Annotated in this window: 18 protein-coding genes; 13 read left to right on the top strand and 5 right to left on the bottom strand. The window is 70.9% G+C overall.

Annotated elements, in window-relative coordinates; translation table 11 throughout:
• Positions 1-23: 23 nt before the first annotated feature.
• From purL to purD, 3 genes are read right to left on the bottom strand one after another with little or no spacing between them, the layout of a single operon-like run.
• Positions 24-4,031, bottom strand: coding sequence for a phosphoribosylformylglycinamidine synthase (purL, locus tag NF557_RS01490; RefSeq protein ID WP_252621336.1), 4,008 nt, complete (start codon positions 4,029-4,031; stop codon positions 24-26).
• 39 nt (positions 4,032-4,070) lie between these two features.
• Positions 4,071-5,132 (bottom strand): phosphoribosylaminoimidazolesuccinocarboxamide synthase, encoded by a 1,062-nt coding sequence (locus NF557_RS01495; RefSeq protein WP_252621337.1) that lies wholly within the window; start codon positions 5,130-5,132, stop codon positions 4,071-4,073.
• The gene (gene purD / locus NF557_RS01500; RefSeq protein ID WP_252621338.1) at positions 5,129-6,403 is read right to left on the bottom strand and encodes a phosphoribosylamine--glycine ligase; all 1,275 of its coding nucleotides are present in this window, start codon (positions 6,401-6,403) and stop codon (positions 5,129-5,131) included. The genes NF557_RS01495 and purD overlap by 4 nt, the downstream gene beginning before the upstream one ends.
• A gap of 323 nt (positions 6,404-6,726) precedes the next feature.
• Between purD and NF557_RS01505 the strand changes: the two genes are divergently transcribed.
• The 7 genes from NF557_RS01505 (at position 6,727) to NF557_RS01535 (ending at position 15,386) form a co-directional block, all read left to right on the top strand.
• Positions 6,727-7,722 carry a helix-turn-helix transcriptional regulator gene (locus NF557_RS01505; RefSeq protein ID WP_252621339.1) on the top strand — a complete coding sequence of 332 codons (996 nt, stop codon included), beginning with the start codon at positions 6,727-6,729 and terminating at the stop codon, positions 7,720-7,722.
• A gap of 107 nt (positions 7,723-7,829) precedes the next feature.
• Positions 7,830-10,115, top strand: coding sequence for a HelD family protein (locus NF557_RS01510; protein WP_252621340.1), 2,286 nt, complete (start codon positions 7,830-7,832; stop codon positions 10,113-10,115).
• Between the two features lie 93 nt (positions 10,116-10,208).
• A complete protein-coding gene (locus NF557_RS01515) occupies positions 10,209-12,698 on the top strand; it encodes a DNA polymerase III subunit gamma and tau (protein WP_252621341.1) in 2,490 nt (829 codons plus the stop codon).
• Between the two features lie 28 nt (positions 12,699-12,726).
• Complete coding sequence (locus NF557_RS01520; RefSeq protein WP_252621342.1) at positions 12,727-13,404, top strand: lysophospholipid acyltransferase family protein; 678 nt, start codon at positions 12,727-12,729, stop codon at positions 13,402-13,404.
• Complete coding sequence (locus tag NF557_RS01525; protein ID WP_252621343.1) at positions 13,401-14,072, top strand: HAD-IA family hydrolase; 672 nt, start codon at positions 13,401-13,403, stop codon at positions 14,070-14,072. The genes NF557_RS01520 and NF557_RS01525 overlap by 4 nt, the downstream gene beginning before the upstream one ends.
• 50 nt (positions 14,073-14,122) lie before the next feature.
• The gene (recR, locus tag NF557_RS01530) at positions 14,123-14,722 is read left to right on the top strand and encodes a recombination mediator RecR (RefSeq protein WP_252621344.1); all 600 of its coding nucleotides are present in this window, start codon (positions 14,123-14,125) and stop codon (positions 14,720-14,722) included.
• 40 nt (positions 14,723-14,762) lie between these two features.
• On the top strand, positions 14,763-15,386 hold the full coding sequence (locus NF557_RS01535) for a DUF5063 domain-containing protein (RefSeq protein ID WP_252621345.1): 624 nt from the start codon (positions 14,763-14,765) through the stop codon (positions 15,384-15,386).
• Here NF557_RS01535 and NF557_RS01540 read toward each other — a convergent pair.
• The gene (locus NF557_RS01540; protein ID WP_252621346.1) at positions 15,383-16,789 is read right to left on the bottom strand and encodes a sodium:proton antiporter; all 1,407 of its coding nucleotides are present in this window, start codon (positions 16,787-16,789) and stop codon (positions 15,383-15,385) included. The genes NF557_RS01535 and NF557_RS01540 overlap by 4 nt on opposite strands.
• A gap of 93 nt (positions 16,790-16,882) precedes the next feature.
• Positions 16,883-17,470, bottom strand: coding sequence for a 4'-phosphopantetheinyl transferase family protein (locus tag NF557_RS01545; protein WP_252621347.1), 588 nt, complete (start codon positions 17,468-17,470; stop codon positions 16,883-16,885).
• A 51-nt stretch (positions 17,471-17,521) separates the two neighbouring features.
• On the opposite strand from NF557_RS01545, the gene NF557_RS01550 reads away from it, so the two are divergent.
• The 6 genes from NF557_RS01550 (at position 17,522) to NF557_RS01575 (ending at position 26,507) form a co-directional block, all read left to right on the top strand.
• Positions 17,522-20,197 (top strand): AMP-binding protein, encoded by a 2,676-nt coding sequence (locus NF557_RS01550; protein WP_252621348.1) that lies wholly within the window; start codon positions 17,522-17,524, stop codon positions 20,195-20,197.
• Positions 20,198-20,202: 5 nt separating this feature from the next.
• Positions 20,203-21,234, top strand: a complete 1,032-nt coding sequence (locus tag NF557_RS01555) for an iron ABC transporter substrate-binding protein (protein WP_252621349.1) — start codon at positions 20,203-20,205, stop codon at positions 21,232-21,234.
• Entirely contained in the window at positions 21,218-22,735 is a 1,518-nt protein-coding gene (locus tag NF557_RS01560; protein WP_252621350.1) for an ABC transporter permease, read from the top strand. The genes NF557_RS01555 and NF557_RS01560 overlap by 17 nt, the downstream gene beginning before the upstream one ends.
• On the top strand, positions 22,732-23,805 hold the full coding sequence (locus tag NF557_RS01565) for an ABC transporter ATP-binding protein (protein ID WP_252621351.1): 1,074 nt from the start codon (positions 22,732-22,734) through the stop codon (positions 23,803-23,805). Before NF557_RS01560 ends, NF557_RS01565 begins: the two co-directional genes overlap by 4 nt.
• A 90-nt stretch (positions 23,806-23,895) precedes the next feature.
• A complete protein-coding gene (locus tag NF557_RS01570; RefSeq protein ID WP_252621352.1) occupies positions 23,896-25,851 on the top strand; it encodes a sensor histidine kinase in 1,956 nt (651 codons plus the stop codon).
• Positions 25,848-26,507 carry a response regulator gene (locus tag NF557_RS01575; RefSeq protein WP_252621353.1) on the top strand — a complete coding sequence of 220 codons (660 nt, stop codon included), beginning with the start codon at positions 25,848-25,850 and terminating at the stop codon, positions 26,505-26,507. Before NF557_RS01570 ends, NF557_RS01575 begins: the two co-directional genes overlap by 4 nt.
• Positions 26,508-26,512 lie beyond the last annotated feature (5 nt).

A 26,512-nucleotide genomic window follows, 5' to 3' on the forward strand; every position in this document is an offset into this window, starting at 1 on the left:
CGAGGGGAACTCCTGACCGCAGGTCAGTCCACCCAGACACGGGCGTTGCGGAACATCCGGAGCCAGGGGCTGGCCTCGTCGATGTTGCCCGGTGTCCACGACAGCTGCGCGTTGCGCTGCACCCGCTCGGGGTGCGGCATCATCGCGGTGAAGCGTCCGTCCGGGGTCGTCACCGCTGTCAGCCCGCCAGGGGAGCCGTTCGGGTTGGCTGGATAGGTCGTAGCAGGTTGGCCGTGGTTGTCGACATAGCGGGCCGCCGCCAGCACCGCCTGCTCGTCGCCGCGGGCCGCGAAGTTTGCGCGGCCCTCACCGTGCGCGACCGCGATCGGGATCCGCGAGCCGGCCATCCCGGTGAAGAACAGCGACGGGCTGTCGAGCACCTCGACGGCGCTGAGGCGGGCTTCATACTGCTCGCTGCGGTTGCGGGTGAACCGCGGCCAGGCCTCGGCGCCGGGGATGAGGTCGGCCAGCGCCGCAAACATCTGACACCCGTTGCAGATGCCCAGCGCGAAGGTGTCCGGCCGGGTGAAGAACGTCCCGAAGGCGTCGGTCAGCGAAGCGTTGAACAGGATCGAGCGGGCCCAGCCCTCCCCGGCGCCGAGCGTGTCGCCATAGGAGAAGCCGCCGCACGCGACCAGGCCCACGACGTCGGCCAGGTCAAAGCGGCCGGCCTGCAGGTCGGTCATGTGCACGTCGAAGGTGTCGAAGCCGGCCCGGTCGAAGGCGAAGGCGGTCTCGACGTGGGAGTTGACCCCTTGTTCACGCAGGATCGCCACCGCAGGTCGCACCCCCGCGTTGAGGTAGGGCGCGGTGATGTCATCAGCCGGGTCGAACGTGGTCCGCAGCGGCAGACCCGGGTCACCGTCGGCGCCGAAGGCCTCGTGCTCCTCGGCGGCTGACTCGGGGTTGTCGCGCAGGGTCGAGATGCGCCAGGAGACCTCGTCCCAGGCCTGCGCGAGGTCGCGCACCGTCTCGTCGAGCCTGCTCGTGCCGACGCTGATGCGCACGCGTCTGTCGCTGCGGACCTGACCCACCTGGTGGGTGAGCTCACCCAGGCCGTGCTCGGCGAGCACCGCGACGGCCTGCTCGGCGCACCCTTCGGAGACCCCCAGGAGCACACCGAGCTCCTCGGCAAAAAGCGCGGCCACGTCCGGGACCGTGGCGTCCAGGCCCACCGCCCCCGCAAAGGCCATCTCGCACAGGGTCGCCCACAGCCCGCCATCGGACCGGTCGTGGTAGGCCGTGACGAGGCCGGCCTCGCGCAGCGCACCGAGGGCTGCGGCCAGGTTGGTCATCTGCTGCGGGTCGTCCAGGTCGGGGACGCTCCCGCCAAACTCGCCGCGGACCTGCGCCAGGATCGAGCCGCCGAGGCGGTTCCGTCCCGCGCCGAGGTCGATGAGGATCAGCTCGTCACCCGGGTGGACCTGTGGCGTGAGGGTGCCACGCACATCGGGCAGCGAGGCGAACGCCGTGGTCACGAGGGAGACCGGCGAGATGACCTGCTTGCGGATCTCGCCGCCGCCGATGTCAGCGCTCGCGGATGGCTCGGTCCAGGTCGTGCGCATCGACAGCGAGTCCTTGCCGACGGGGACCCCGATGCCGAGGGCCGGGCACAGCTCCATGGCGACGGCGTGCACCGTGTCATAGAGCGCAGCGTCCTCACCAGGCTCGCCGCAGGCGGCCATCCAGTTGAGCGAGAGCTTGACCTCGCGCAGCGTGACAGGGGCTGCGAGCAGGTTGGTCAGCGCCTCACCGACGGCCATCCGACCCGAGGCCGGTGCGTCCACGGACGCCAGCGGCGTGCGCTCGCCGGAGGCCATCGCCTGACCGGACAGGCTGAGGTGGTCCGAGAGAGTCACCGCGACGTCGGCCACCGGCACCTGCCAGGGACCGACCATCTGGTCACGGTGGCTGAGCCCGCCGACCGTGCGGTCACCGATGGTGATTAGGAACCTCTTGGACGCCACGCTCGGGTGGCGCAGCACGGAGTAGGCCGCGTCGCGCAGCGTGGAATCGTCCAGGCCGGCCAGCTCCAGGTCGGGGGCGGAACGCTGGAGCCGTTGCACGTCACGCGTCATCTTCGGTGGCTTGCCGAGCAGCACCTCCAAGGGCATGTCGACAGCTCGGTCGGCAGGTCTGCCCCCGGCGCGGTCGCCGTCCGTGGGTGATGGGGCCACGTCGGAGATGTCCGACAGCACCAGCTGACCGCCGTCCTGCGCCACTCCGACGACGGCAAAGGGACAGCGCTCGCGCTCGCACAGCGCCGCGAAGTCGGCCAGCGACTCCGGCGCGATCGCCAGGACATAACGCTCCTGGCTCTCGTTGGACCAGATCTCCTTGGGCGCCAGCCCGGACTCCTCCAGTGGGACGGCGCCGAGGTCGAAGCGAGCACCCAGCCCGGCGTCGTCCACGAGCTCGGGGAAGGCGTTGGACAGGCCGCCGGCTCCGACGTCGTGGATGGCCAGGATCGGGTTCTGCTCGCCGAGCGACCAGCAGTGGTTGATGACCTCCTGCGCCCTTCGCTCCATCTCAGGATTGCCGCGCTGGACCGAGTCGAAGTCCAGCTCGGCCGCGTTGTCGCCGGCGGCCATCGAAGAGGCGGCGCCGCCGCCCATGCCGATGCGCATGCCCGGTCCGCCGATCTGGATCAGCAGCGACCCGGCCGGGAAGAGCACCTTCTGGGTCTGTGACGCGCTGATCGAGCCCAGTCCACCGGCGCTCATGATCGGCTTGTGATAGCCGCGGCGCACGCCGTCGACCGTCTGTTCATAGACGCGGAAGAACCCGCCGAGGGCCGGTCGGCCGAACTCGTTGTTGAAGGCCGCAGCGCCGAGCGGGCCGTCGATCATGATCTCGAGCGGGGTGGCGAGGTGGCCGGGTGCGCCATAGGCCTGTGCCTCCCACGGCTCGGCGGTGCCGGGCAGGTGCAGGTTGGAGACGACGAACCCGTTGAGGCCGGCCTTGGGGGCCGAGCCCCGTCCGGTCGCGCCCTCGTCGCGGATCTCGCCGCCCGCGCCAGTCGCGGCGCCGGGGAAGGGGGAGATCGCCGTCGGGTGGTTGTGTGTCTCGACCTTCATCAGGACGTGGACGTCCTCCTGCCGCTCGGCGTAGCGGCTGGGGCGGGCCAGCGCCGCCGGCCCCTCGAGGCTGCCCTCGGGCAGCCAGCGGGTCACCGGGCCGCCCGCCATCACCGAGGCGTTGTCCTTGTAGGCCACGATCGTGCCCTGCGGGTTGAGGGCCTCGGTGTGGCGGATCATCCCGAAGAGGCTGCTGGGCTGGGGCACGCCGTCGATGATGAACTCGGAGTTGAAGATCTTGTGCCGGCAGTGCTCGGAGTTGGCCTGGGCAAACATGGTCAGCTCGACGTCGGTGGGGTTGCGGCCCAGCCCGGTGAAGGCCTCGACCAGATAGTCGATCTCATCCGGTGCGAGGGCCAGGCCGTAGGCGGCATCCGCCTCGACGAGGGCCGCTCGCCCGCGGCCCAGCACGTCGACGTGCTCCATCGGCGCGGCCTCGCGCTCGGTGAACAGCGCGGCGGCGTCGTCCTGGCTGGGCAGGGCACTCTCGGTCATCCGGTCGTGCAGGAGCACGGCGCAGGCCGCCCACTCCTGCTCCGTGAGGTCCTCGGGGCCGTCAAGCGTGAGTCGGTGCTCGGTGACCCGCTCGACGCGGTGGATGTCGATGCCGCAGTTGTGCACGATGTCGGTGGCCTTGCTGGCCCACGGAGAGATCGTGCCGAGGCGGGGCGTGACGACGATGAGTGCCTCACCGCCCGCGACCTGACGGCCCTGGCGCTGTGTCCCGGACCCGCCGGGAGCTGCTGGAGCAGGCTCTCCATAGGTCAGCAGTGCCGCCAGCCTGGCCGCCGACTCCTCGCTGAGGCGGGACTGCGTGGCCACCCAGTGCTCATAGCGTGCCGTGAGCCCGGTGACGCGGGGGACGGCGGCCTGCAGGGCGCTCAGCAGCGCCCTGGCCCGGAACTCAGACAGGGCGGCGCCGCCCGGGATGGCGGTCAACGCATAGTTCTGCACGGCGGGCGGACTCCTCGGACGTCGCTGCTGGCTCGGGCGTTAGGGCTGGACGGTCGGGCCGGACGAAGCGGCGTCAGGCACCGCGGGATTGGGCGTGGTGGGGTCGGACGCCGCGGGGTCGGGCGCGAACGTCCGCCCGGTCAGTGTCTCGTAGGCCTCGACATAGCGTGCCCGGGTCAGCTCGACCACCTCGTCCGGCAAGGGTGGTGGTGCCTGGTTGCTCGAGCGGTCCCAGCCGCTGTCGGCGGAGAGCAGCCAGTCGCGCAGCACCTGCTTGTCATAGGACGTCTGCGGATGGCCCGGCTCCCACTGCGAGGCGCGCCAGAAGCGGCTGCTGTCAGGGGTCAGGACCTCGTCTGCCAGGACGACCTGGATGGCGTCGGGGTCGACTGTCGTCCAGTCGATCTCCTCCTCGGCGTCCGCTGTCGGGAGGCCGAGGGAGACCGGGTCCACGCCATACTCCACCTTGGTGTCGGCGATCAGGATCCCCCGGTCGGCGGCGATCTCGTTGCCCCTGGCCAGGATCGCGATGGTCAGGTCGCGCACGCGGGCCGCGAGCGCCGGGCCCAGCTCGTCCTCCACGTCCTCGAACCGCATCGGCTCGTCATGCTGACCGAAAGGAGCCTTGGTCGTCGGTGTGAAGATCGGCTCGGCCAGCCGGGACCCGTCGACCAGACCCGCAGGGAGCTCGACCCCACAGACCGATCCGGTCTCGCGGTAGTCACTCAGCCCGCTGCCGGTCAGATAGGCACGGGCGATGCACTCGACCGGCAGCATCCGCAGCCGTCGCACGTTCAGGGCCCGCCCGGCCACCTGCGCCGGCACGGCCGTGTCGATCACATGGTGGGGGACCAGGTCGGCGAGCTGGTCGAACCACCACAGGGACAGCTGGGTGAGCACTGCGCCCTTGTCCGGGATGGGGCTGTCGATGACGTGGTCGAACGCGGATATCCGGTCCGAGGCGACCAGCAGCAGTCGTGAGCGGTCGACCAGCCCGGTCTCCGGGTCGATCGGGGCAAAGAGCTCACGGACCTTGCCCGAATAGAGCGGCAGGTAGCCCGGGAGCTCACCGGGCAGCCCGGCCTCGGCGTCGTGGCTCACAGGACCGTCCCGGCCACGGCGCGCTCACAGATGTCGGTGCGGTGCTGGCCGCCCTCCAGCGTGATGACGCCGATGCCGGCGTAGGCGCGCTCGCGGGCGGTCGCCAGGTCGGGGCCGGTGCCGACCACTGACAGGACCCGACCACCGGAGGCGATCGGTCCCTCGAGCGTGGCGGCCGTGCCGGCGTGCAGCACCTGGACGTCGGCCAGGGCGGCGCACTCCTCGAGACCGGCGATGGCTCCGCCGGTCACGACGGCAGCCGGATAGCCCTGCGCCGCCAGGACGACAGCGACGGCGGCGTGGGGGTGGAAGCTCACCTCGGGCAGCTCGCTGAGCCGGCCGTGGGCGGCGGCGTCCAGCAGCTGGCCCAGCGGGGTGCGCAGCCGGGCCAGGACCACCTGGGTCTCCGGGTCGCCGAACCGGGCGTTGAACTCGATCACCCGCAGCCCGCGGGAGGTCAGGGCCAGCCCGACATAGAGCACCCCCACGAACGGGGTGCCGCGCCGGCGCATCTCATCGATGGTGGGCTGCGCGATCCTGGTGATGACATCCTCGGCCAGGCCGTCTGGTGCCCACGGCAGCGGGCTGTAGGCACCCATGCCGCCGGTGTTGGGCCCGGTGTCGCCGTCGCCGATCCGCTTGAAGTCCTGCGCAGGGGCCAGCGCACGGACCTCGGTGCCGTCGCTGATGCAGAAGAGCGAGATCTCGGGGCCGTCGAGGAAGTCCTCGATCACCACGACGCCGTCGGGCTTGGCCAGGCAGGCCAGCGCGTGCGTGACAGCCTCGGTGTAGTCGTCGGTGACGACCACACCCTTGCCCGCGGCGAGCCCGTCATCCTTGACGACGTAGGGGGCCCCGGTGGCGTCGAGGGCTGAGATGACCTCGTCCTCGGTGGAGCACACGTGGGCCAGGGCGGTCGGCACGCCGGCGGCGGCCATGACCTCCTTGGCGAACGCCTTGCTGCCCTCGAGGGCAGCCGCTGCCGCGCTCGGCCCGAAGCAGGCGATGCCGCGGGCCCGGATCGCGTCCGCGACCCCGGCGACCAGGGGTGCCTCTGGGCCGACGACCACAAGGTCGACGTCCAGGTCCTGCGCCAGCTTGGACATGGCGGCAGGGTCGGTGACCGGCCCGCAGTCGGGCAGGCACTGCGCCACGAGGTCGATGCCGGGATTGCCGGGAGCGGCCAGGACCGCGTCGACGGTGGGGTCGGTGGCGAGTGCACGGACGATGGCGTGCTCGCGCGCGCCGGAGCCTAGGACGAGAACCCTCACGAGATGACCCTAAGCCCAGCGGCGGGCGCCGGCCGAAGACGGCCTCCAGAATGGGGCGTGGCCCACCTGGGAAGCAGGGGGGTAGCTCCCAGGTAGGCCACGCTGTGGGGCAGGTGTCTGACTGCCTCGGGGGGAAAACAGTCGACTCGCACATCCCCACCCGGCTGAGCCGGTAGCCACACCCTGACACGCGGACGGAGCAGATGTCACGCTGAGGCCTGACGGTTTATAGTCATTGACGGATATCCGACACCACGCCTTGCGCTGTCAAGCACTGGTTGGTCTCCCCGCAACAGCCGGACACCACGCACGAAAGGCACCGTATGCAGCGTCTCGAGACCGCGGACGACGGCCAGTTTGAGGACTATCTGACGGGGTGCTACCTGACGATGCTGCGGTTGGGGACCCCGACGCGAGAGGGTCTGCTGCACGCCGGGTTGGACCATCAGGACATCGACCAGGCCACGGCAATCCTGGCCAGCAGACACCTGATCAGCCCGCTCGGTGACGGGACCTGGGAGATCGTCCCGCCCGAGACAGCGTTGCCGCGACTGGCGGGAGCGCTGGAGGCCCGTGCCCGATCGACCCGCGCCACCGCCGGCGAGCTGGGAGCGATGTGGCGGCAGTCGATGACCGACCCGGCCGAGGCCACGCTGATGGGCGTCGAGATGCTCCGGTCGATCGACCAGGTCGTGCACGCGGCACACGCCCTGGTCGCCTCGGCCGAGGTGCGGATCCGCCAGTTCATGGACGACTCACCGGCCTCCCTGAGGTTGATCCGGGACGACCCGCTGGTGCTCGGACGTCCCCAGATCCCGCTCTCGGCCATCACCCTCGTGGTGGACGTGGCGCTGTTCGTCCACGACGACGTGTTGGCGACCCTGGAGGCCGCGGCGGGGGCGGGTGTGCGGATCGCGGTGGCGGACGGACTCCCGTTCAGCGGACTCATCGTGGATGACAAGACCGCGTTGGTCGACCTCTCCCGCCACGACGCGCGGGCAGACGGCTCGTTCGTGGTGCGCCGGCTGCCGGCCGTCGCGGCGTTGGCGGCCATGTGCGACATCGCCTTCGAGCTCTCGACGCCGATGGGCCCCACGCTGGCGATCAGGTCCGGTGAGGCTGAGGGTGCGCCGTTGGAGGAGCGGGACCGACGCGTCCTGAGCCTGCTGGCCAGCGGTGCGACGGACCAGCAGATCTCGCGCAGCCTGGGGGTCTCGACCCGGACGGTGGAGCGCAGGGTCGCCTACCTGATGCAGGGGCTGGCTGCGGCGACCCGATTCCAGGCAGGGGTCCAGGCTGCCCGGCGCGGCTGGATCTGACGTCGGCAGTCCTGCGGTCAGACTTCCCACCCCACCGATCGGATGTGGACGGTCCCACCGGGCAGGTAGGCTAGTCCGACCCGCGACGGCCCGAAAACCCGTGACCCATGCCGTCCGGTGGAGGGGATGGAGCCCACTTGAGCGCACTCAACGAGGACGTCGTCGCCCGCGAGATCGCAGCGGAACAGGCGCACGTTGACCGCGTCTACGGCGAGTTGGCCAAGGCGGTGGAGCGCGTCCAGCTCGTGCATGCGGAGGGCATGGCCCGGGGGCAGACCGATCGTGCTGGCACCGGTGACCCCCGTGAGGAGGAGATGGCGGGCCTCTATGAGCGCGACGCCCTCGTCTTCACCGCGTCACGCCGACAGGCCTCGCTGCAGCACCAGCACGAGGGTCTCGTCTTCGGCCGGCTCGACCTCGACCACGCGGCAGAGGGGCAGCCCGCGGACCGTGAGGTGCGCTACGTCGGACGACTTGGGGTGCGCGACGACGACTACGAACCTCTGGTGATCGACTGGCGTGCCCCGGCGGCCGCCCCGTTCTATCGAGCGACCCCGGTGGACCCGCAGGGGGTCCTGCGCCGCCGCGTGCTGCGCAGCCAGGGCGAGCTGGTCGTCGGCATGGAGGACGACCTGATGGTCGCAGAGGCCCCGGACGACCTGGTCGTGGTCGGGGACGGCGCACTGATCGCCGCTCTGACGCGCGCTCGCGGACAGCGGATGCGCGACATCGTCGCCACGATCCAGCAGCACCAGGACGAGGCGATCCGCGCGAGCGCCCGCGGTGTCACCGAGATCACGGGCGGCCCGGGCACCGGCAAGACGGTCGTGGCCCTGCACCGGGCCGCCTACCTGCTCTATTCGGACCGGCGCCGCTTCGAGTCCGGGGGTGTCCTGGTCGTCGGCCCGTCCGCCGCCTACACGGCCTATATCGAGCGGGTGCTGCCCGGGCTCGGCGAGGACTCGGTCGTGCTCCGCTCGGTCGGGGACCTGGTCGGAGGCATCACGGCCACCCGCAACGACCCGCCCGATGCCGCCGCCATCAAGGGGTCGCTGCGGATCCGGGCGGTGCTCGGCCGGCTGCTGCGCGAGCCCGCTCCGGACACCCCGGAGCTGTTGCGCGCCTTCGTCGGCGGCCACGCCATCCGGCTCGACAAGCCCGTGCTCGACCGGGTGCGTCGGGCCGTGCACCGCCGTCACCAGCGCAACAACTCCTATGAGGTCGCCCTGCGCGAGCTGGCTGAGGCCGCCTGGACGCAGGTGCGCGGGCACGACCCCGAGCCGGTGCGTGACGGTGACCGCGAGCAGTTCCTCGACAAGTTCGAGGACTCGGGCGACGTCGAGGCGTTCGCCCGGGAGTGGGCTCGTCCCATCGATCCCCGCGAGGCACTCCTGTGGCTGGCCGACCCGGCGACCGCGACCCGGCTCGCCGGTGACCTGGTCGGTCAGGAGAGCGCCGACATATTCTCTGCGTCGTTGCGCACCGCGCTGGAGACCGGCACCTGGAGCGTGTCCGACGTCGCGCTGGTCGACGAGCTCGCGGCGCGGCTGGGGGCCATGGTGGACCTGCCCTCGGAGGAGCGGGGCTTCTATGAGGTCGAGGAGCTGGACGACGCCTCGCAGTATGGCGTGGCGGCGCTGCGGGTGGGCACGGACCGTGACCAGGCGGTCGGGGCGGGCAGCCTGCCGTCCGATGGCTCGGGCGAGCGGATCTCGCACGACCCCCGGGATCGCCTCATGGCGGGGCGGGTGACCGCTGCGGACGAGTATGCCCACGTGCTCGTCGACGAGGCCCAGGACCTGTCGCCCATGCAGTGGCGGATGCTCGGTCGTCGGGGGCGTTGGGCGTCCTGGACGGTCGTCGGCGACGCCGCGCAGAGCTCGTGGCCGGATGCCGAGGAGTCCCTGGTGGCCCGCGAGGAGGCGTTCGGCAGCTCGGTCCGACGCCACTTCCACATGCGGACCAACTATCGCAATGCCCGCGAGATCTTTGAGTATGCCGAGCGGCTGATCCGCAGGTATGTCCCCGATGCCGACATCCCGGATGCGGTGCGGGACACCGGGGTCGAGCCGCGCGAGGTGCCGGTGGCCGCAGAGGGTGTCGCCGTCGCCGAGGCGGTCGCGGCAGCGGTGGAGGAGCTGTCCGAGGAGGTCGCCGGGTCGATCGCGGTCATCGCGCCACAGCGGTGGACCCCGGACCTGGCGGGCGTGGTCGGTCGTCACGACGGTCGGGTCGTGCTGATCGACCCGCTGTCCTCCAAGGGCCTGGAGTGGGACGCGACGGTCGTCGTCGACCCCGAGGCCATCATCGAGGAGTCGCCAGGCGGACCCCGGGTGCTGTATGTCGTGCTGACCCGCGCCGCCCACCGGATGACCGTGCTGCAGGTCGGCTGAGGACGAGCACTCGCTGGTCCGGCGAGGGCGGGCGGGCAGATCCGACCTGTGGGCAACTCCGTCAGTGACGGTCCGGACGGTTAGGGTCATTTCGTGAGCACCGCCCTCTATCGTCGCTACCGACCGGAGACCTTCGCCGATGTCATCGGGCAGGAGCACGTCACCGAGCCGTTGATGCAGGCGCTGCGGTCCGGACGGGTCAACCACGCCTATCTGTTCAGTGGGCCACGCGGCTGCGGCAAGACGACCAGCGCCCGCATCCTGGCGCGCTGCCTCAACTGCGAGCAGGGCCCCACGCCGGACCCGTGCGGGGTGTGTGAGTCGTGCGTGGCGCTGGCCCGCGGCGGCCCGGGGTCGGTCGATGTCATCGAGATCGACGCGGCCAGCCACGGCGGCGTCGATGACGCGCGTGACCTGCGCGAACGGGCGGCGTTCGGTCCGGCCATGGCGCGCTACAAGGTCTACATCATCGACGAGGCGCACATGGTCACCTCGCACGGCTTCAACGCCCTGCTCAAGGTGGTCGAGGAGCCGCCCGAGCACGTGAAGTTCATCTTTGCCACCACCGAGCCGGACAAGGTGCTCTCCACGATCCGCTCCCGCACGCACCACTACCCGTTCCACCTGGTGCCGCCCCAACGCCTCACGGCCTATCTGGAGCAGCTCAGTGAGTCCGAAGGGGTCCGGCTCGAGCCGGGCGTGCTGTCGTTCGTCACGCGTGCCGGTGGTGGCTCGGTGCGTGACTCGCTGTCGGTGCTGGACCAGCTGATCTCGGGCGCCGACGAGCGTGGGCTGACCTATGAGGGCGCCGCTGCCCTGCTCGGTTTCACCGACGTGGAGCTGCTCGATTCGGTGGTCGATGCCGTCGGCGCCCAGGACGCGGCTGCCGTCTTCCGCCAGGTCGACAAGGTGATGGAGTCCGGCCACGACCCGCGCCGCTTCGTCGAGGATCTGTTGGAGCGCTATCGCGACCTCATCGTCGTGGCGGCGGTGGGCGAGCGGGCCGGCGGGCTGCTGCGCGGCATGCCGGAGGACCAGGTCGAGCGGCTGCGCCAGCAGGCGTCGGTCTATGGCCCGAGCACGCTGACCCGCTGTGCCGACGTGGTCTCCCGTGGCCTCTCGGAGATGACGGGGGCGGTGTCCTACCGGCTGCACCTGGAGCTGATCTGCGCCCGGCTGCTGCTGCCCGCGGCCGCCGGAGAGGAGGGGTATGCCGCGCGTCTCGACCGCATCGAGCGCCGGCTGGCTGCAGGCCCGGGGCCGGCGACGCAGGCCGGGGCTCCCGCGGCCGCTGGTCCTCCGGCACAAGCAGGGCCTTCCGCCCCGGCGCGTCCGCCCGCGCAGTCGCGGCCTCCCACCAGTGCGCCCGCCGCCGCACCGACTGCCCCGGTGCCGACTCCGTCTGCGCGGACCACTCCGGACGAACAGCTCACCCACTCGGAGGGATCGCCTGCGCAGCCGACGCAAGCCGCCTTCGCGGAGCAGCCCGACGTCGCTCCTGCGGAGCATCCGGACGCCGCTCCCGCCGAGCCGCAGGTGGGCTCCCTCCAGCAGGGCGCGCCCGGGTCGTTGGACACCGACGCGGTGCGCCGGTCCTGGCCGGAGGTGCTCGACGCGGTCAAGGAGATCCGTCGAGTCACCTGGACGCTGGTCTCGGTCAACAGCACTGTCCTGGACTTCGACGGTCGTCGGGTGCTGCTGGGGCTGAGCAGCGAGGGCCTGGCGACGACGTTCAACCAGGGCGTCCACGCTGAGGTGGTCCGGCAGGCGCTGGTCGAGGCGATCGGCCTCGACGCGCGGGTCGAGGGCACTGCGGCCCCAGGAGGGGCCTCGGCGCCGTCCGCCCGGACACGCGGAGGCGCGGATGGAGGACCACCTCAGTCCCCACGTCCAGCAGCCCAGCAGGCGGGCACCTCGGAGGGCGACCTCCCCACCGCTGCTGAGCAGCTCGGGGTCACGGACAACCGCGCCGCGGGCAGCCAGACCGGGGACAACCGGAGTGGGGACAACCGCGCCGGTGGACAGGGTGACAGTCGCCCGGACGGGCGAGCGCGCCGTGGGGCCACGACCAGCGGGGCGCCGCCAGCGCAGGAGTGGTCCGAGTCGTCACGGGAGGCGCCGCCGCCCTGGGCGGTCGAGGAGCCGGGGGAGACCCCGGATCAGAGGGGATCGACGAGCGAGCAGCCGCGGGTCAGTCCTGCCGATCAGCTGAGCGCGGACCGACCGAGCACCGACCAGCAGAGTGCCGACCAGCAAAGTGCTGGCCACCAGAGCGCCGACCACCAGAGTGCCAACCACCAGAGTGCCGGCGAGCAGGGCCCGCCACCACCGCAGAGCTCGCCACCGCCACCATCGGAGCGCGCGCCGCGGCAGGAGGCCGCAGAGCGAGCCCCGGTGCGCCCGACCCCGACGCAACCTGAGGCCGCACCTACCTCTGCGCCCGAGCCGCCACGTCGGCCCGGTGGCGACATCCCGCGGGAGGATGACGAGGACCTGGAGAGCTCCGGAGCGGTGGGATTGCCGGTGATCGAGAGCGTCCTCGGGGGTACCGTGATCGCTGTCGACGACGACCCGACCCACTGATGGATCGACGGACCCTGCTGGAGGACCCATGCTCTATCGCGCGCTGCGGGTAGTAGTCCGTCCCACCGCCCTGGCGATCTGGCGACCGGAGATCATCGGGACGGACCACGTGCCCGCGGACGGACCAGTCATCCTGGCCAGCAACCACCTGTCGTTCGCTGACAGCCTGGTCATCCCGCTCACCTCGCCCAGGCAGGTGGCGTTCCTGGCCAAGGACGACTACTGGACCGGGACGGGTCTCAAGGGACTGGTCACGCGCCAGTTCTTCACCGCGATCGGCAGCATCCCGGTCGACCGCGACGACACGCGTGCGGCGCAGCTCTCCCTGGACCTGGCCCTGGCCCACCTGCGCGAGGGCGGTGCCTTCGGCATCTATCCCGAGGGCACCCGCTCCCGCGACGGGCGTCTGTATCGCGGTCGCACCGGGGTGGCGTGGCTGGCGTTGACCGCCGGCTGCCCGGTGGTCCCCGTGGCACTGACCGACACCGACAAGCTGCAGCCCGTCGGGGCGACCCTCCCGCGCCGGATCAGGTTCCGCGTCGAGTTCGGCCGGCCGATCGACTTCACCGGCCGTTTTGACGGTGTGCCGGCGGGCCGGGCCCGCCGGGCGGTGACCGACGAGATCATGGCCGCGATCCACGCCATGTCGGGTCAGGAGCTCGCGGACGGCTACAACGAGCGCGCTCCCGAGCAGCCCACGGCATGAGCAGTGCGCAGCCACCTGGGCCCGCCGGCCAGCCCAGGCACCGCGTGGTGCTGTTTGACTTCGACGGCACCCTGGCCGACACCATCCCGTTGATTGTGGCCTCCTTCCAGCACACGGTCAGTCACCAGTTCGGCGAGGTGGTCAGCGAGCAGGAGGCCCGGTCCTGGATCGGCCGCACCCTGGTCGACACCTTCGCCGAGCGCTATCCCGGTCAGGCCGAGGCCATGGTCAAGACCTACCGTGACTGGAACCTGGCCCACCACGACGACCTGATCCGTGCGGTCGAAGGCATCTCTCAGGTCCTCGACGGCCTCCTGGTGGCCGGCTGTCGCCTCGGAGTGGTCTCGTCCAAGAGCGAGCACACGGTCCGGCGCGGGTTGCAGGCCGTGGGACTGCGCCACGACTTCGACATCATCGTCGGGCTGGAGGCCACCGCGCGGCACAAGCCGCACCCGGACCCGCTGCTGCATGCCGCGGAGGCCCTGAAGGTCGATCCGGCGGTCTGCGCCTATGTGGGTGACGCGACCGTCGACATCCGCGCCGCGCGGGCCGCCGGGATGCGACCGGTCGGTGTCACCTGGGGAGCAGGGACAACTGCCGAGCTGCGCGCCGAGGGCCCCGCGGCCGTGGCCGACACGGCAGGCGAGCTGCTCGGCATACTCACCTAATGGGTGCGCCTGGCGGGATTCTCAGGCAGACCGCCTAGAGTCGGGTCACTGTGTATGAAGGTGTGGTCCAGGACCTGATTGACGAGCTCGGCCGGCTTCCCGGCATCGGGCCCAAGAGCGCGCAACGAATCGCGTTCCACCTGCTGGCGGCGGACCCCGACGACGTCACACGGCTGGTCTCGGCGCTGACCGAGGTCCAGGACAAGGTGCGGTTCTGCGAGGTCTGCGGCAATGTCGCAGAGGCCGAACGCTGCCGGATCTGCGCCGACCCGCGCCGCGACCCGGCGCTCATCTGTGTCGTGGAGGAGCCCAAGGATGTCGTCGCCATCGAGCGGACCCGTGAGTTCCGGGGCCGCTACCACGTGCTCGGCGGGGCGATCAGCCCGATCGATGGCGTGGGCCCCAATGACCTGCGGATCCGTGAGCTGATGACCCGCCTGGCTGATGGCACCGTCACCGAGGTGATCATCGCCACCGACCCCAACCTTGAGGGGGAGGCGACCGCCACCTACCTGGCTCGCCTGCTGGGGACGCTCGGCATCAGCATCAGTCGGCTGGCCTCCGGCCTGCCCGTCGGCGGAGACCTGGAGTATGCCGATGAGGTCACCCTCGGTCGTGCCTTCGAGGGTCGTAGGCTGATCGAGGCGTGAGCAAGTGTCATCCACTGGGAGTCACCTACCGGGAGGGGCCGTGAGCGAGTTGGTGGACCCGGACCTCGCTGCTCTGGCCGAGGAGATCGCCCACGAGGCCACTACCTTCCTGGTCACCGTGCGCGAGCTGGCTGCCGGTGGCGCGCCCGACACCGCCCTGCCGCTCCTGCTGCTCGCCTGCACCCAGGTGCAGACAGCGGGCGCCAGACTCGGCGCGATGGTCGATGTGGTGCCGCACGAGCAGTTCGAGACCGACTCCGGTCCCGATGCCAACCTCGACGGGGTGCGACAGGGCCTGCACGCCCTGCTCGCCGGCGTCGATGAGTATGTCGAGGTCGAGGACCCGGTCCTGTCCGGCGAGGTGATCCCCGGCTGCCTGTCGGACGACCTCACCCAGGCCGCCGCTGACCTGGGCCACGGGCTCGCGCACCACCGGGCGGGCCGCACCCAGGAAGCGCTGTGGTGGTGGCAGTTCAGCTATCTGTCGGTCTGGGGCGAGCGCCTGGCCTCGGCGACGCGGGCGCTGCACAGCCTGCTGGCGCACGTCCGGCTCGACGCGGACGAGGAGCTGGTGATGGAAGCCAAGATGGCTGCGCTCCACGCTGAGCCTGAGGTCGTCTCAGGCCCGGACAGCGACCCTGAGTCAGAGCCGACACGGGTCTAGCGCTGGGCGTCAGCTGCCTTGACCGGGTGCACGTGCGAGCGTGCGACCAGCACCGCACGGATGACCATCGCCGCTGCCATCAGCCAGCCCACGACGTGCGCCCACAGTGGGTCGGCGATAAAGATCAGGGCCACCGCGACCAGGATCGGCACCAGGTAGATGAGGGCCTGGAGCACGTAGGCGCCGAAGGTCGGCATCCGGACCCCGGCGCCGTCCGCCACAGCCTTGACCATGAAGTTCGGGCCGTTGCCGATGTAGGTGACGGCACCGAAGAAGACCGCGCCCAGACTGATGGCCACGAGGTAGGGCTCGTAGACGCCGGCCACTGCTGGTTCGCCGCCGAGCTCTCGCGCCATCTCGAAGAAGGTCACGTAGGTCGGTGCGTTGTCCAGCACCGAGGACAGCCCACCGGTGAAGAAATAGAAGGTGACCTCGTTCAGCGGCAGGCTCGGGGCCGCCTGCGCGAGGTACTTCAACGCCGGGATCATGGTCAAGAAGATGCCGATGAAGATCGCGGCGACCTCCAGGATGGGGCCCCACTTGAACTTGTTGTCGACGAACCGGGCGACCTTGTCACCGGTGAGGTAGGAGATGGCCGCCACCGAGAGCATGATGATCTCGCGCAGCGGCACCCAGTCCATGAAGGCCGCCTGCCCCTCCTCGATCGCGCCGATATCGATCGAAGGTGCCAGAGCCACTGCGCCGACGATGACGGCCAGGTAGGCGAAGTTGATGATGCCCTTGACGCCCATCCTGGTGGTCCGTGATCGGTCCATCGTCAGGGCCTCAGGGCGCTCCTGCGAGTGGTACTTGCAGTCCAGGGCGTAGTAGGTGAGCAGCAGCAGCAGGTTGACGAACAGCCACATGGGCCACAGGCCGAACGTCCACGTGAACGGGACACCACGCAACATGCCCAGGAACAGTGGCGGGTCGCCGAGGGGGGTGAGCAGGCCTCCGCAGTTGGCCACGATGAAGATGGCGAACACCACGGTGTGGACACGGTACTTGCGCTGCTGGTTGGTGTTCAGCAGTGGACGGATGAGCAACATCGCCGCGCCGGTCGTCCCGATAAAGGAGGCGATCAGCCCGCCGAAGGCCAGGAACAGCGTGTTGTTGCGGGGGCTGGCCGCGATGTCACCCTTGAGGAAGATGCCGCCAGAGACCACAAACAGGGCCAGGAGCAGCGAGATGAACTGCGCGTACTCGATCAGCGCATGGACCACTGCAGAGCTGTCGCCACCGAGGATGAACCAGAGCGCCACCGGGACGCCGAGCACGAGGGCCACCAACAGCTGGACCCGCTGATGCTCCCAGTGGTGAGCCGCAGCCGGGATGAGCGGCGCGAGAGCGATGCAGAGCAGCATCGTGACAAAAGGCAGAATGCTCCACCACTGGACTTCCATGTCCGCTCCGTTCTGTGACCTCGCTGCCCGCCACCCTAATCACGCCTAGTGGCTTCCGCGAGGGACTCTGGGTGTTCCGCGCACCAGAGCGGCTCAGATCGGTGGCACGCGCGGGTGCTGCTGCACTCGTGGTGGGGCCGTCGTCCCGCAGACGGTCAGCGCCGCGAGATAGCCGGCCAGCGGCACGTCGACCGGGCCCGACCACGTCACGTCCGAGTCGGTGGTGGGCCGATCGGGAGCGCCGGCCTTGAGCCGTGACTCGCCGCTGACCCAGGTCCACCCATCCGTGGTGCCGTCCAGATCCGCGAGACGCTGCACGTCGACACCGACCGGATGGGTCCGGCAGAGCGCGACCACCACGACGAGCCCCGAGTGCGCGACCGACACCCAGGGTGGGAGGTCTCGGGTCGACGGCAGGGGTCCCCTGGCCCGGGGGCTGCCGTGCTGCTCCCCGCAGTCCGCGCAGGTGCGGTCCAGCAGGACCTGCGAGGGCGGGCAGCCGAGGTCAGCGGCGACGGCAGTCCGCAGGAGGGCAGCGCCCACCATCGACCGGCCCTGGTCGGCGGGGCGGTCCAGCGCCGACACCCGGGCCCGCTCGATGTCGTCGAGCAGAGGCAGCAGGCCGCGGTCGGCCTGGAGCAGGGAGCCCCACCACAGCTGGACCTCTGCGCCCTCCGCCACAATTACCTCTCATTTGTCTGACGTATCTAGGTCAGGTTAGCCTTACCAACTGTGACGACGCAGGTCCGCTCCCTACCGCCCGTCCTGGGCCGTTCTGGCCTGCGCTCCCTGACTCAACCAACCCTGGCTGAACCCACCCTGCTCGACACGGCAGACCCGGCAGACCCGCAGGCGCCTGCCCTGGTCGGACCAGACGGCGCCACCCTCACCCACGGCGAGCTGCGCGAGCACGTGGCCGACCTGGCCCGTCAGCTGCCTGACCCGGCCGAGGGGCGGGCGTTGGTGCACCTGCCCATGCGCAACGACCTGGCCAGCGTGACGGCATACCTGGCCGTGCTCGAGTCCGGACACTGCGCCCTGGTCACCTCGGACGACCCCAACCGCACGGCGCCGATTCTGACGGCCTACCCGCCTGACGTGACTGCGACCGGTGACCCGACCGCACCGTTTGCGGTCCGCCCGGGCGGACCCGCCCACCTGCTGCACCCTGACGTGGTCCTGCTGCTGAGCACATCCGGCAGCACCGGGTCGCCCAAGCTGGTCCGCCTCTCCCGGGGCAACGTGCGCAGCAATGCCAGGGCGATCGCCGCCGCGCTCGCGCTGCGACCCACCGACCGGGGCATCACCAGCCTGCCGTTGCACTACTGCTTCGGGTTGTCCGTGCTGCACTCGCACCTCGTCTCCGGTGGGTCCGTGGCGGTCACCGACCACTCCGTGCTGGACCGTGGTTTCTGGGAGTGCGTCGACGAGCAGCAGGTCACAACCCTCGCCGTGGTCCCCCACTCGGTCGAGCTGCTCGCCGGGACGGGGGAGCTGGCCCGCCCGCACCCCTCGCTGCGCCTGGTCGCCCAGGCCGGAGGTCGTATGCCGAAGGGCCGGGTCCGCGAGATCGCCGCCCTCGGGCGTCGGCAGGGTTTTGACCTGGCCGTGATGTATGGCCAGACCGAGGCGACCGCCCGGATCTGCGTGCTGGACCCAGCACTGACGCAGGCCCACCCGGACGCGGTGGGTCACCCGGTGCCGGGGACCACGTTGCACCTGGACGCCGCAGTGCCCGATGCCGTCGACGGAGCAGGCGAGGTCGTGGTGCGCGGCCCCGGCGTGATGATGGGTTATGCCGAGCACCGTGATGACCTGGCGCTGGGGGCGATGCTGACCGAACTGCGCACCGGTGACCTGGGCCGGGTCGACGAGGCCGGCATCCTGCGGATCGTTGGCCGGCGCTCCGGCTTCATCAAGGTGTTGGGACTGCGCATCGACCTGGCGGTGGTGGAGTCAGCGCTTGAGGCCGAGGGCCTGGACGTGTGCGTCACGGGGGACGACTCCGGGCTGCGGGTCGCGGTCGCACCGACCGCTGAGACCACACCGACCGGTGAGGAGGGGTCTCGGCTGGCCGCCCGGGCTCGTCGGATCGCCGCCGAGACCTCCGGCGTGGGGGTTGCCGCGGTCACCGCCCTCGCCGTCCCGCTCGCGCGACTGGAGAACGGCAAGGTGGACCGCGCCGGCTGCGACGCCCTGGTCCGTGCCGGAGTGCCGGACGAGTGCGAGGACACCCGACGCGGCGTCGCCGTGGCCTTCGGCGCCTCCCCGACCCTGGAGGTGCGGGTCGCTGGCGTGCTCGGCGAGGTGCTGGCCCGCGACGAGATCGACCTGGGTGCCAGCTTCGTCGAGCTCGGGGGCGACTCGCTGACGCACGTGCAGGCCTCGATCCGGCTCGAGGAGGTGCTCGGCCCGCTGCCCACGGGGTGGCACAGGCGGCCCCTGCGGCAGCTGGTGGAAGCGGGTCGCCGCGGCGCGTCCGACGGCGCACCGGTGACGCGCCGCACCGTCGAGACCTCCGTGCTGCTGCGCGCGGTCGCCGTGGTGATGATCTGCGGATCACACGCTGACCTGTTCCGGCTGCTCGGCGGTGCGCACACGCTCCTCGCGGTCGCCGGCTTCAACGCCGCCCGCTTCGGCCTGTCCGCGCCGCGCATCCCCACGCGGTGGCGCGGCACCCTGCGGATGTTGATCGGGGTAGCGGTCCCCACGATGGTGGTTGCCCTTTTCGGGATGGTGACCCACGACCGCTATGGCTGGGGCAACGTGCTGATGGCCAACTGGGTGGCCGGCGACGTCACCTACGGCAAGCACAACGAGCTGTGGTTCATCGATGCGCTGGTCGCCAGCCTGATCGTGCTGACCCTCCTGCTGTCGGTGCCTCCGCTGGCCCGGGCCTGGCGCGAGACCCCCTGGCGGGTCGCCATACTCATCGCTGTCCTGGGCCTGGTCCCACGCTTCGCCATCCTCAGCGTCGGCGACGGGGTGCTGCGCGGCATCATGCCGACCACGTTCTGGCTGTTCGCGATCGGCGCTGCAGTGGCGCACGCCGACACCCGGCGGCGCCGCCTGGTCACCCTCGGTCTGGCCGTCGTCGGCGGCATCACGTTCTTCCCCGACGACCCGGTCCGCAACCTGACGATCCTCGCCGGGATCGCGGTGCTGACCCTGGTGCCCGAGGTGCGCCTCCCGGCCAGTTGGGTCGGCCCGATCAGCGTGCTGGCCGCGGCCTCGCTCTACATCTACCTCATCCAGTTCCAGATTCTCGGCTGGGTGCCGACCGCGCTCGGGGCGACTCTGGCCGCCCTCGCCGCCGGGTGCCTGCTGTGGTGGCTGGCCGCGCGCCCGGTGCGCCGGCTGCAGGATCTTGTGCCCGTCGCACCCTCCGTCCGTCCCCGTCGAAAGTGAACCCCGTGCCCATCTCCCGCCCGACCCGTCGATCCCTGCTGGCCGGTCTGCTGATCGTGCCGCTGGCGCTGACCGCCTGCAGCGGTGGGGAGGACTACGTCCCGGATCCGGAGGCGTTGCAGATCTACTCCTCCCAGCACCAGGAGATCACGCAGGCCTGGGCCGATAGCTTCACCGAACAGACCGGCATAGAGACCCAGGTGAGGCGCGGTCAGGACTCCTCGATGGGCCACATGATCGTAGAGGAGGGCGAGGCCTCCCCGGCCGACGTCTTCCTCACGGAGAACTCCCCGGCGATGACGGTCGTGGATCGCGCCGGCCTGCTGGCCCCGGTGGACCAGGCCGCCACCGACCAGGTGCCGGAGCAGCTGGTGCCCTCCTCCGGCCACTGGATGCCGATCGCCGCGCGCTCGACGGTGCTGATCTACAACCCCTCGGAGATCTCAGAGGCCGAGCTCCCCCAGTCGATGATGGACCTGGCCGACCCTGAGTGGGCCGGCCGCTGGGGCGCGGCCCCCGGTGGCGCCGACTTCCAGGCCATCGTCGCGGGCATGCTCGCCGACCGTGGTGAGGAGCCGACCCGTGCCTGGCTCGAGGCGCTGGAGGCCAACGCGGAGGTCTACCAGAACAACATTGCCACGATGAAGGCGGTCAACGCCGGTGAGGTCCCGGTCGGGATCATGTACCACTACTACTGGTATCGCGACCAGGCCGGCGACCGGTCCGGCAGCGGCAACACCCAGCTGCACTACTTCGGCAACCAGGACACGGGCGCCTTCGTCAGCCTGTCCGCCGGCGGTGTCGTGGCCTCGTCAGACATGCCGGAGGAGGCGCAGCAGTTCCTCGCCTATGTCACCAGCCCGGAGGGGCAGCAGGTGCTCGCGGACAGCGGGTCGATGGAGTATGCCGTGGGCACCGGTGTCGAGTCGGATCCGGCCCTGCCGCCGCTGGACACGCTGGACGCCCCGCCGGTCGACCCGGCCACCCTGAACTCTGACCAGGTCATCCAACTGATGACGGATGCCGGCATCCTCTAGAGGCTGGGGCACGGCCCTCGCGGCGGCCCTCGTCGCGGCGCTGACCGTCCTGCCGCTGCTCGTCGTCGGTCTGCAGGCCGGCTCGGCGGGGTGGACCGAGGCGGCGGACTACCTGCTGCGGCCACGGATCGGCGAGCTGCTCAGCAACACCGCCCGCCTGATGCTGGTCACCGTCCCCTCGACGGTCGTCGTCGGGGTGCTGGCGGCCTGGCTGGTCGAGCGCACCGACCTGCCGGGGGCGTCGTCGTGGCGCACGCTGCTCCTGGCCCCGCTCGCGGTCCCGGCCTTCGTCAGCGCCTACGCCTGGATCAGCCTGGCCCCGTGGATGACGGGCTTCCTCGGTGCCGCGCTGGTGACCACGCTGGCCTACTTCCCGTTCGTCTTCCTGCCGGTCGCGGCGCTGCTGCGGGCGCTGGACGGCACCGACGAGGAGGCCGCGCGCTCACTGGGGCTCTCCCCGGTCCGCGCGGTCGTGCGCACCGTCCTGCCCCGGCTGCGCCCGGCGATCAGTGGTGGCGCTCTCCTGGTGGCACTGCACCTGCTGGCCGAGTTCGGCGTGCTGGAGATGATGCGGTTCCAGACGTTCACCACGGCGATCATGCAGCAGTATGCCGTCGGGTTCAGCGACACCGCCGGCAGCCTGTTGGCCTCGGTGCTGGTCCTGCTCTGCCTCCTGGTCCTGACCGTCGAGGTCGTCGCCCGGGGGCGGCGACGGGTCGCCCGCGTCGGGGGTGGCGCCCACCGTCGCGCCCAGCCGATCGCGCTGGGTCGCTGGGCTGCTCCTGCGCTCGCGTTCCTGACGGCCGTGGTCACGCTGGCCGTGCTGGTCCCGGTGGGCATGGTGGCGCGCTGGTTGCTGGCCGGTTCCGGGTCGGCCTGGGGCGCGGACCTGCTGACCGTCAGCGCGGCCACCATCGGGCTGGCGGTGCTCGGCGGAGTGGTGGCCACGATGCTGGCGCTGCCCGGAGCCTGGTTGCTCAACCGGGGCCGCTCGGCAGTGTCGGTGCTGTTGGAGCGGCTGACTTTCATCGCCAGCGCCCTGCCGGGGGTAGTGGTCGCCCTCGCGCTCGTGACGCTCGCGGTCAACTGGGCCCGGCCCGTCTATCAGACCGTCGCGCTGCTCGTGCTGGCCTACGCCATCCTCTTCCTGCCCCGGGCGATGGTCTCGCTGCGCTCCGGGCTGGCTGCGGCGCCACCGGAGCTGACCGAGGTTGCCCGGTCCCTGGGCGCGAGCGGGATGGGTGCCTTCCTGCGGGTCGTGCTGCCGCAGGCGGCGCCGTCCGTGCTGACCGGCTTCGTGCTGGTGGCGCTCGCGATCAGCACCGAGCTGACCGCGACCCTGATCCTGGCACCGACCGGCACCGACACGCTCGCCCTGGCCTTCTGGAGTGCCAGCAGTGTGCTGGACTACACAGGCGCCGCGCCGTATGCCGCGGTGATGGTGCTCCTGTCGGTCCCGCTCACCCTGTTGTTGCGCCGTCAGATACTGGGGGGACGATGAGCGACATCCAGATCCGTGACGTGTCGGTGGGCTACGGTGCCACTCCGGTCCTCGACGACATCAACCTGACCGTGCGGGGTGGGTCCACCACGGCGGTGCTGGGCGGCTCCGGCAGTGGCAAGACCACGCTGTTGCGGGTGATCGCCGGGTTCCTGCGTCCCAGCCGAGGGGAGGTCGTGGTTGACGGCCGCGTGGTGGCCGGACCGGGAGTCTGGGTGTCCCCCGAGAAGCGCGGCATCGGTTATGTGCGCCAGGAGGGCGGGCTGTTCCCGCACCTGAGCGTGGCCGGCAACATCGCCTTCGGTCTGCCGTGGCCGCGGCGTCGGCACCGGGAGCGGGTGCTGGAGCTGCTCGACCTGGTCGACCTGCCCGCTGCACTGGCCGACCGACATCCTGATCAGCTCTCCGGTGGCCAGCAGCAACGGGTGGCGCTGGCGCGTGCCCTGGCACCGGGCCCGGACCTGGTGCTGCTGGACGAGCCCTTCTCCTCCCTCGACACGGCGTTGCGGGCGAGCACCCGGGAGGCGACGAGCCGTGCCTTGCGGACGGCCGGCGCCACCGCCATCCTGGTCACCCACGACCAGGGCGAGGCGCTCTCCTTCGCTGATGAGGTGGCCATCCTGCGTGGTGGCGCGTTCCGCCAGATCGCGCCACCCCGGGTGATCTACGGCGAGCCCGTCGACGCGCTGGTGGCCGCCTTCCTCGGTGATGCGGTGCTGGTGCCTGGGACGGCCGACACGGGTGCGGTGCGCTGTGCCCTCGGGCGTCTGCCCGTGCGCGGTTTCGTCGCGCACGGTGAGGTGGAGGTGATGCTGCGGCCCGAGCAGATCGTGCTGACCGACCCCGGGCAGGGGATGGTGGACGCGGTGGTGCGCAGCCTTGCCTACTTCGGGCACGATGCGGTGGTGGAGCTCGATGTCGAGACAGGGGTGTCAGCCGACGGTGCGCAGCACGGCGTGCGGGCCCGGGTCGCCGGGTTGGCACCTCCGTCGCCCGGCCAGCGGGTGGGTCTGTCTGTGGTCGGCCCGGTGCGCGTCTATCCCAGGGCGGACGTGAGCCACCTCAGCTGACCACCGGTGTGGCCGGCACCGTCCCAGGGAGGAGTGGTCACCGACCCTGGACGGGTGCCCCGGAGGTGTGCTGCTCACTACGCTGCCGTCATGCAGACCATGTCGACGCGGGCATCGTGGTGGATGACCGCCGCGAGCTATGTGTGGGTGTGGGGCGTGACCTCGGTGACCTGGCCAGACCGTCCGTGGCTCTGCCTTGGTGTGTCGCTGTGGTTCGGGCTGGCAGCCTGGGTCGTCACGCGCGCGCCCTGGCCTGGAGTCGTGCTCACGGCGGTCGGACTCGTGGGGTTGGGGTTGCTCGGGATCGGGCCGGAGGCGCCGGTCCCGATGGGCCCGCTGTTCATCGCCGCCGCACTGCTCGGCTACCAGCGCCCGCCGATCTGGAGCGTGTGGTCGGTCCCCATCCTGGTGGGGGTGACCGCGACGTTCGGCCACTGGGAGCTGCAGAGCATCGTCTTTGGCACGGTCCTGCTCTTCATCCCGTGGTGGTTCGGGGTGCAGGTCCGGGTGCGGGACGATCACCGTCGCCGCGCCGCAGAGGATGCACGGCGACTCGCCAAGGTGGACCCGGTGGTGCAGGCACAGCTGGCGGCGGCCACCGAGCGTGACGGGGTGGCCGCCTCGGCCTTCCGCGCGATCGACCAGGCTGTGGAGGAGATGACGGGCACCGCCCGGAGTGCGCGAGCGACGCTGGAGGCGGGAGCGATCGATGCCATCCACCGCAGCGGTGAGATGGCGACCCAGCGACTGCGCGACCTGCTGGTGGTCCTGCGTGAGGCTCCGCCTGCGGAGCGGCGGGGCGCTTTAGACGACGCCGAGGACGGCGCGACGGCACAACGGCAGGACCGAGCGAGTCGACATCAGCGCGCGGTTGACCTGGGGCTGGCGGCGCTGGTCCTCCTCGACGTCCTGGCGATGCCTCTGGTGATGTCGCTGCTCTCCGACGACGACGTGCCGGCGTGGCCGTCGGTCCCGTTCCTCCTGGTCGTCATCGTGCCGCTGATGGTCGCGGTGGGGGTGCGTGGGAGGTTCCCCGTGGCGGCACAGCTCGGTGCAGCGGGAGTCCTGCTCGTGGGCACGGCCGCCGGGGTGGCGGACCTGGGACGCGAGGGCCTGTGGCTGACGATCGTGGGGGTCGCCCTGTCGTGGTCGGCGGGACGTGCCGGCACCCAGCGGGTGCTGCTGGCCTGGTTGGCGTTCTCGGTGACCACGTGGGCCATGGTCTGGCTCGACATGGGCTACTACCTGTGGATCTATCTCGCCATGCACCTGTTGACCTTTGCGGCGGCAGCCATCTGGTCGGGGCACCACGCGGCAGAGACGGCCCATCTGTTGCAGGTGCTCGACCGCCAGTCTGAGATCGCTGATGCTGAGCACGCTGCTGTCTCCAGGGAACGCCTGCAGCTGGCACGCGACCTGCACGATGCGGCGAGCCACGCCGTGGGCACGATGATGATGCAGGCCAACGCGGCTCGGGTGCTGCTGGCTCGTGACCCGGACGGGGCCAGGGCAGCGTTGGACGCGGTCGTCGAGATTGGTGGCCAGGCGACCCAGGAGCTGCGGGTGATCTCCACGACAGCCGACGGCAGCGCCGGGGACTCAGCCACGGCGGCAGGATTGGGCGTGGGTCTGAGCGAACTGCTGGCACCGCACGTGGCGGCCGCACGACGCGCCGGTGTGCACGTCAGCACCAGCCTTGACCTGCGCAGCGTCCCGTCACCCCGGGACGCGCACCTGCTGGTGAGGGTGCTGCGCGAGGGGTTGGCCAACGCGGTGCGCCATGCCCCCGGCAGCGAGGTGGTGGTCAGAGTGAGCAGCAGCGCCGGCGAGTTGCAGATGGTGATCACCAACGGCCCGGCGCCGCCCGTTCCAGGGCAGGATGTGGCTGTGACGACAACGACGGGGTCGGGGCTGGGGCTGCGTGGTCTCCAGGAGCTGGTGGGTGAGGCGCGTGGCGAGCTGGTCGCGGGTGCCGCGGGAGCGGGTTATGAGCTGCGCGCCAGCTTCCCGGAGCACCGTGCCGCGAGCGAGACGGCGGTCTCGTGATCCGCATCGTCCTGGCCGACGACCAGGCCCTTCTGCGAGCCGGACTGCGCTCCGTGCTGACGACCGAGGAGGACTTCTCGGTCGTCGGGGAGGCCTCGGACGGTGCGGAGGCGGCACGGATCGCCCAGGCGCTGGACGCCGACATCGTCCTCATGGACATCCAGATGCCAGGCGTTGACGGGATCGAGGGGGTGGGCCGCATCGTGGACGGTGGGGTGCGTGCCAAGGTCTTGATGCTCACCATGTTTGACCTTGATGAATATGTCTATGGCGCCCTTCGCGCTGGCGCGTCCGGCTTCCTGCTCAAGTCTGCGCAGCCCGAGGAGATCAGCCGAGCCGTGCGGGAGGTGCACGAAGGCGCCATGCTGTTCTCACCGACCGTCACCCAGCGGCTGGTGCAGGCCTATGTCCGCAGACCCCCGGCCACCGACCAGGTGCCGGAGGCGCTCACCACCCTGACCGAGCGGGAGCTGGACGTGGTGGCCGGGATCGCCCGTGGTCTTTCCAACGCCGAGATCGGTGCCGAGCTCTACCTGGGGGAGACCACCGTGAAGGCCCACGTGAGTCACATCCTCAGCAAGCTGGGCCTGCGCGATCGGGTGCAGGTCGTGGTGCTGGCCTACGAGTCAGGGTTCGCGGGCAGCAGCGACGGATAGGGCGT

It is taken from the genome of Ornithinimicrobium cryptoxanthini, assembly GCF_023923205.1.
GTDB lineage: Bacteria > Actinomycetota > Actinomycetes > Actinomycetales > Dermatophilaceae > Ornithinicoccus > Ornithinicoccus cryptoxanthini.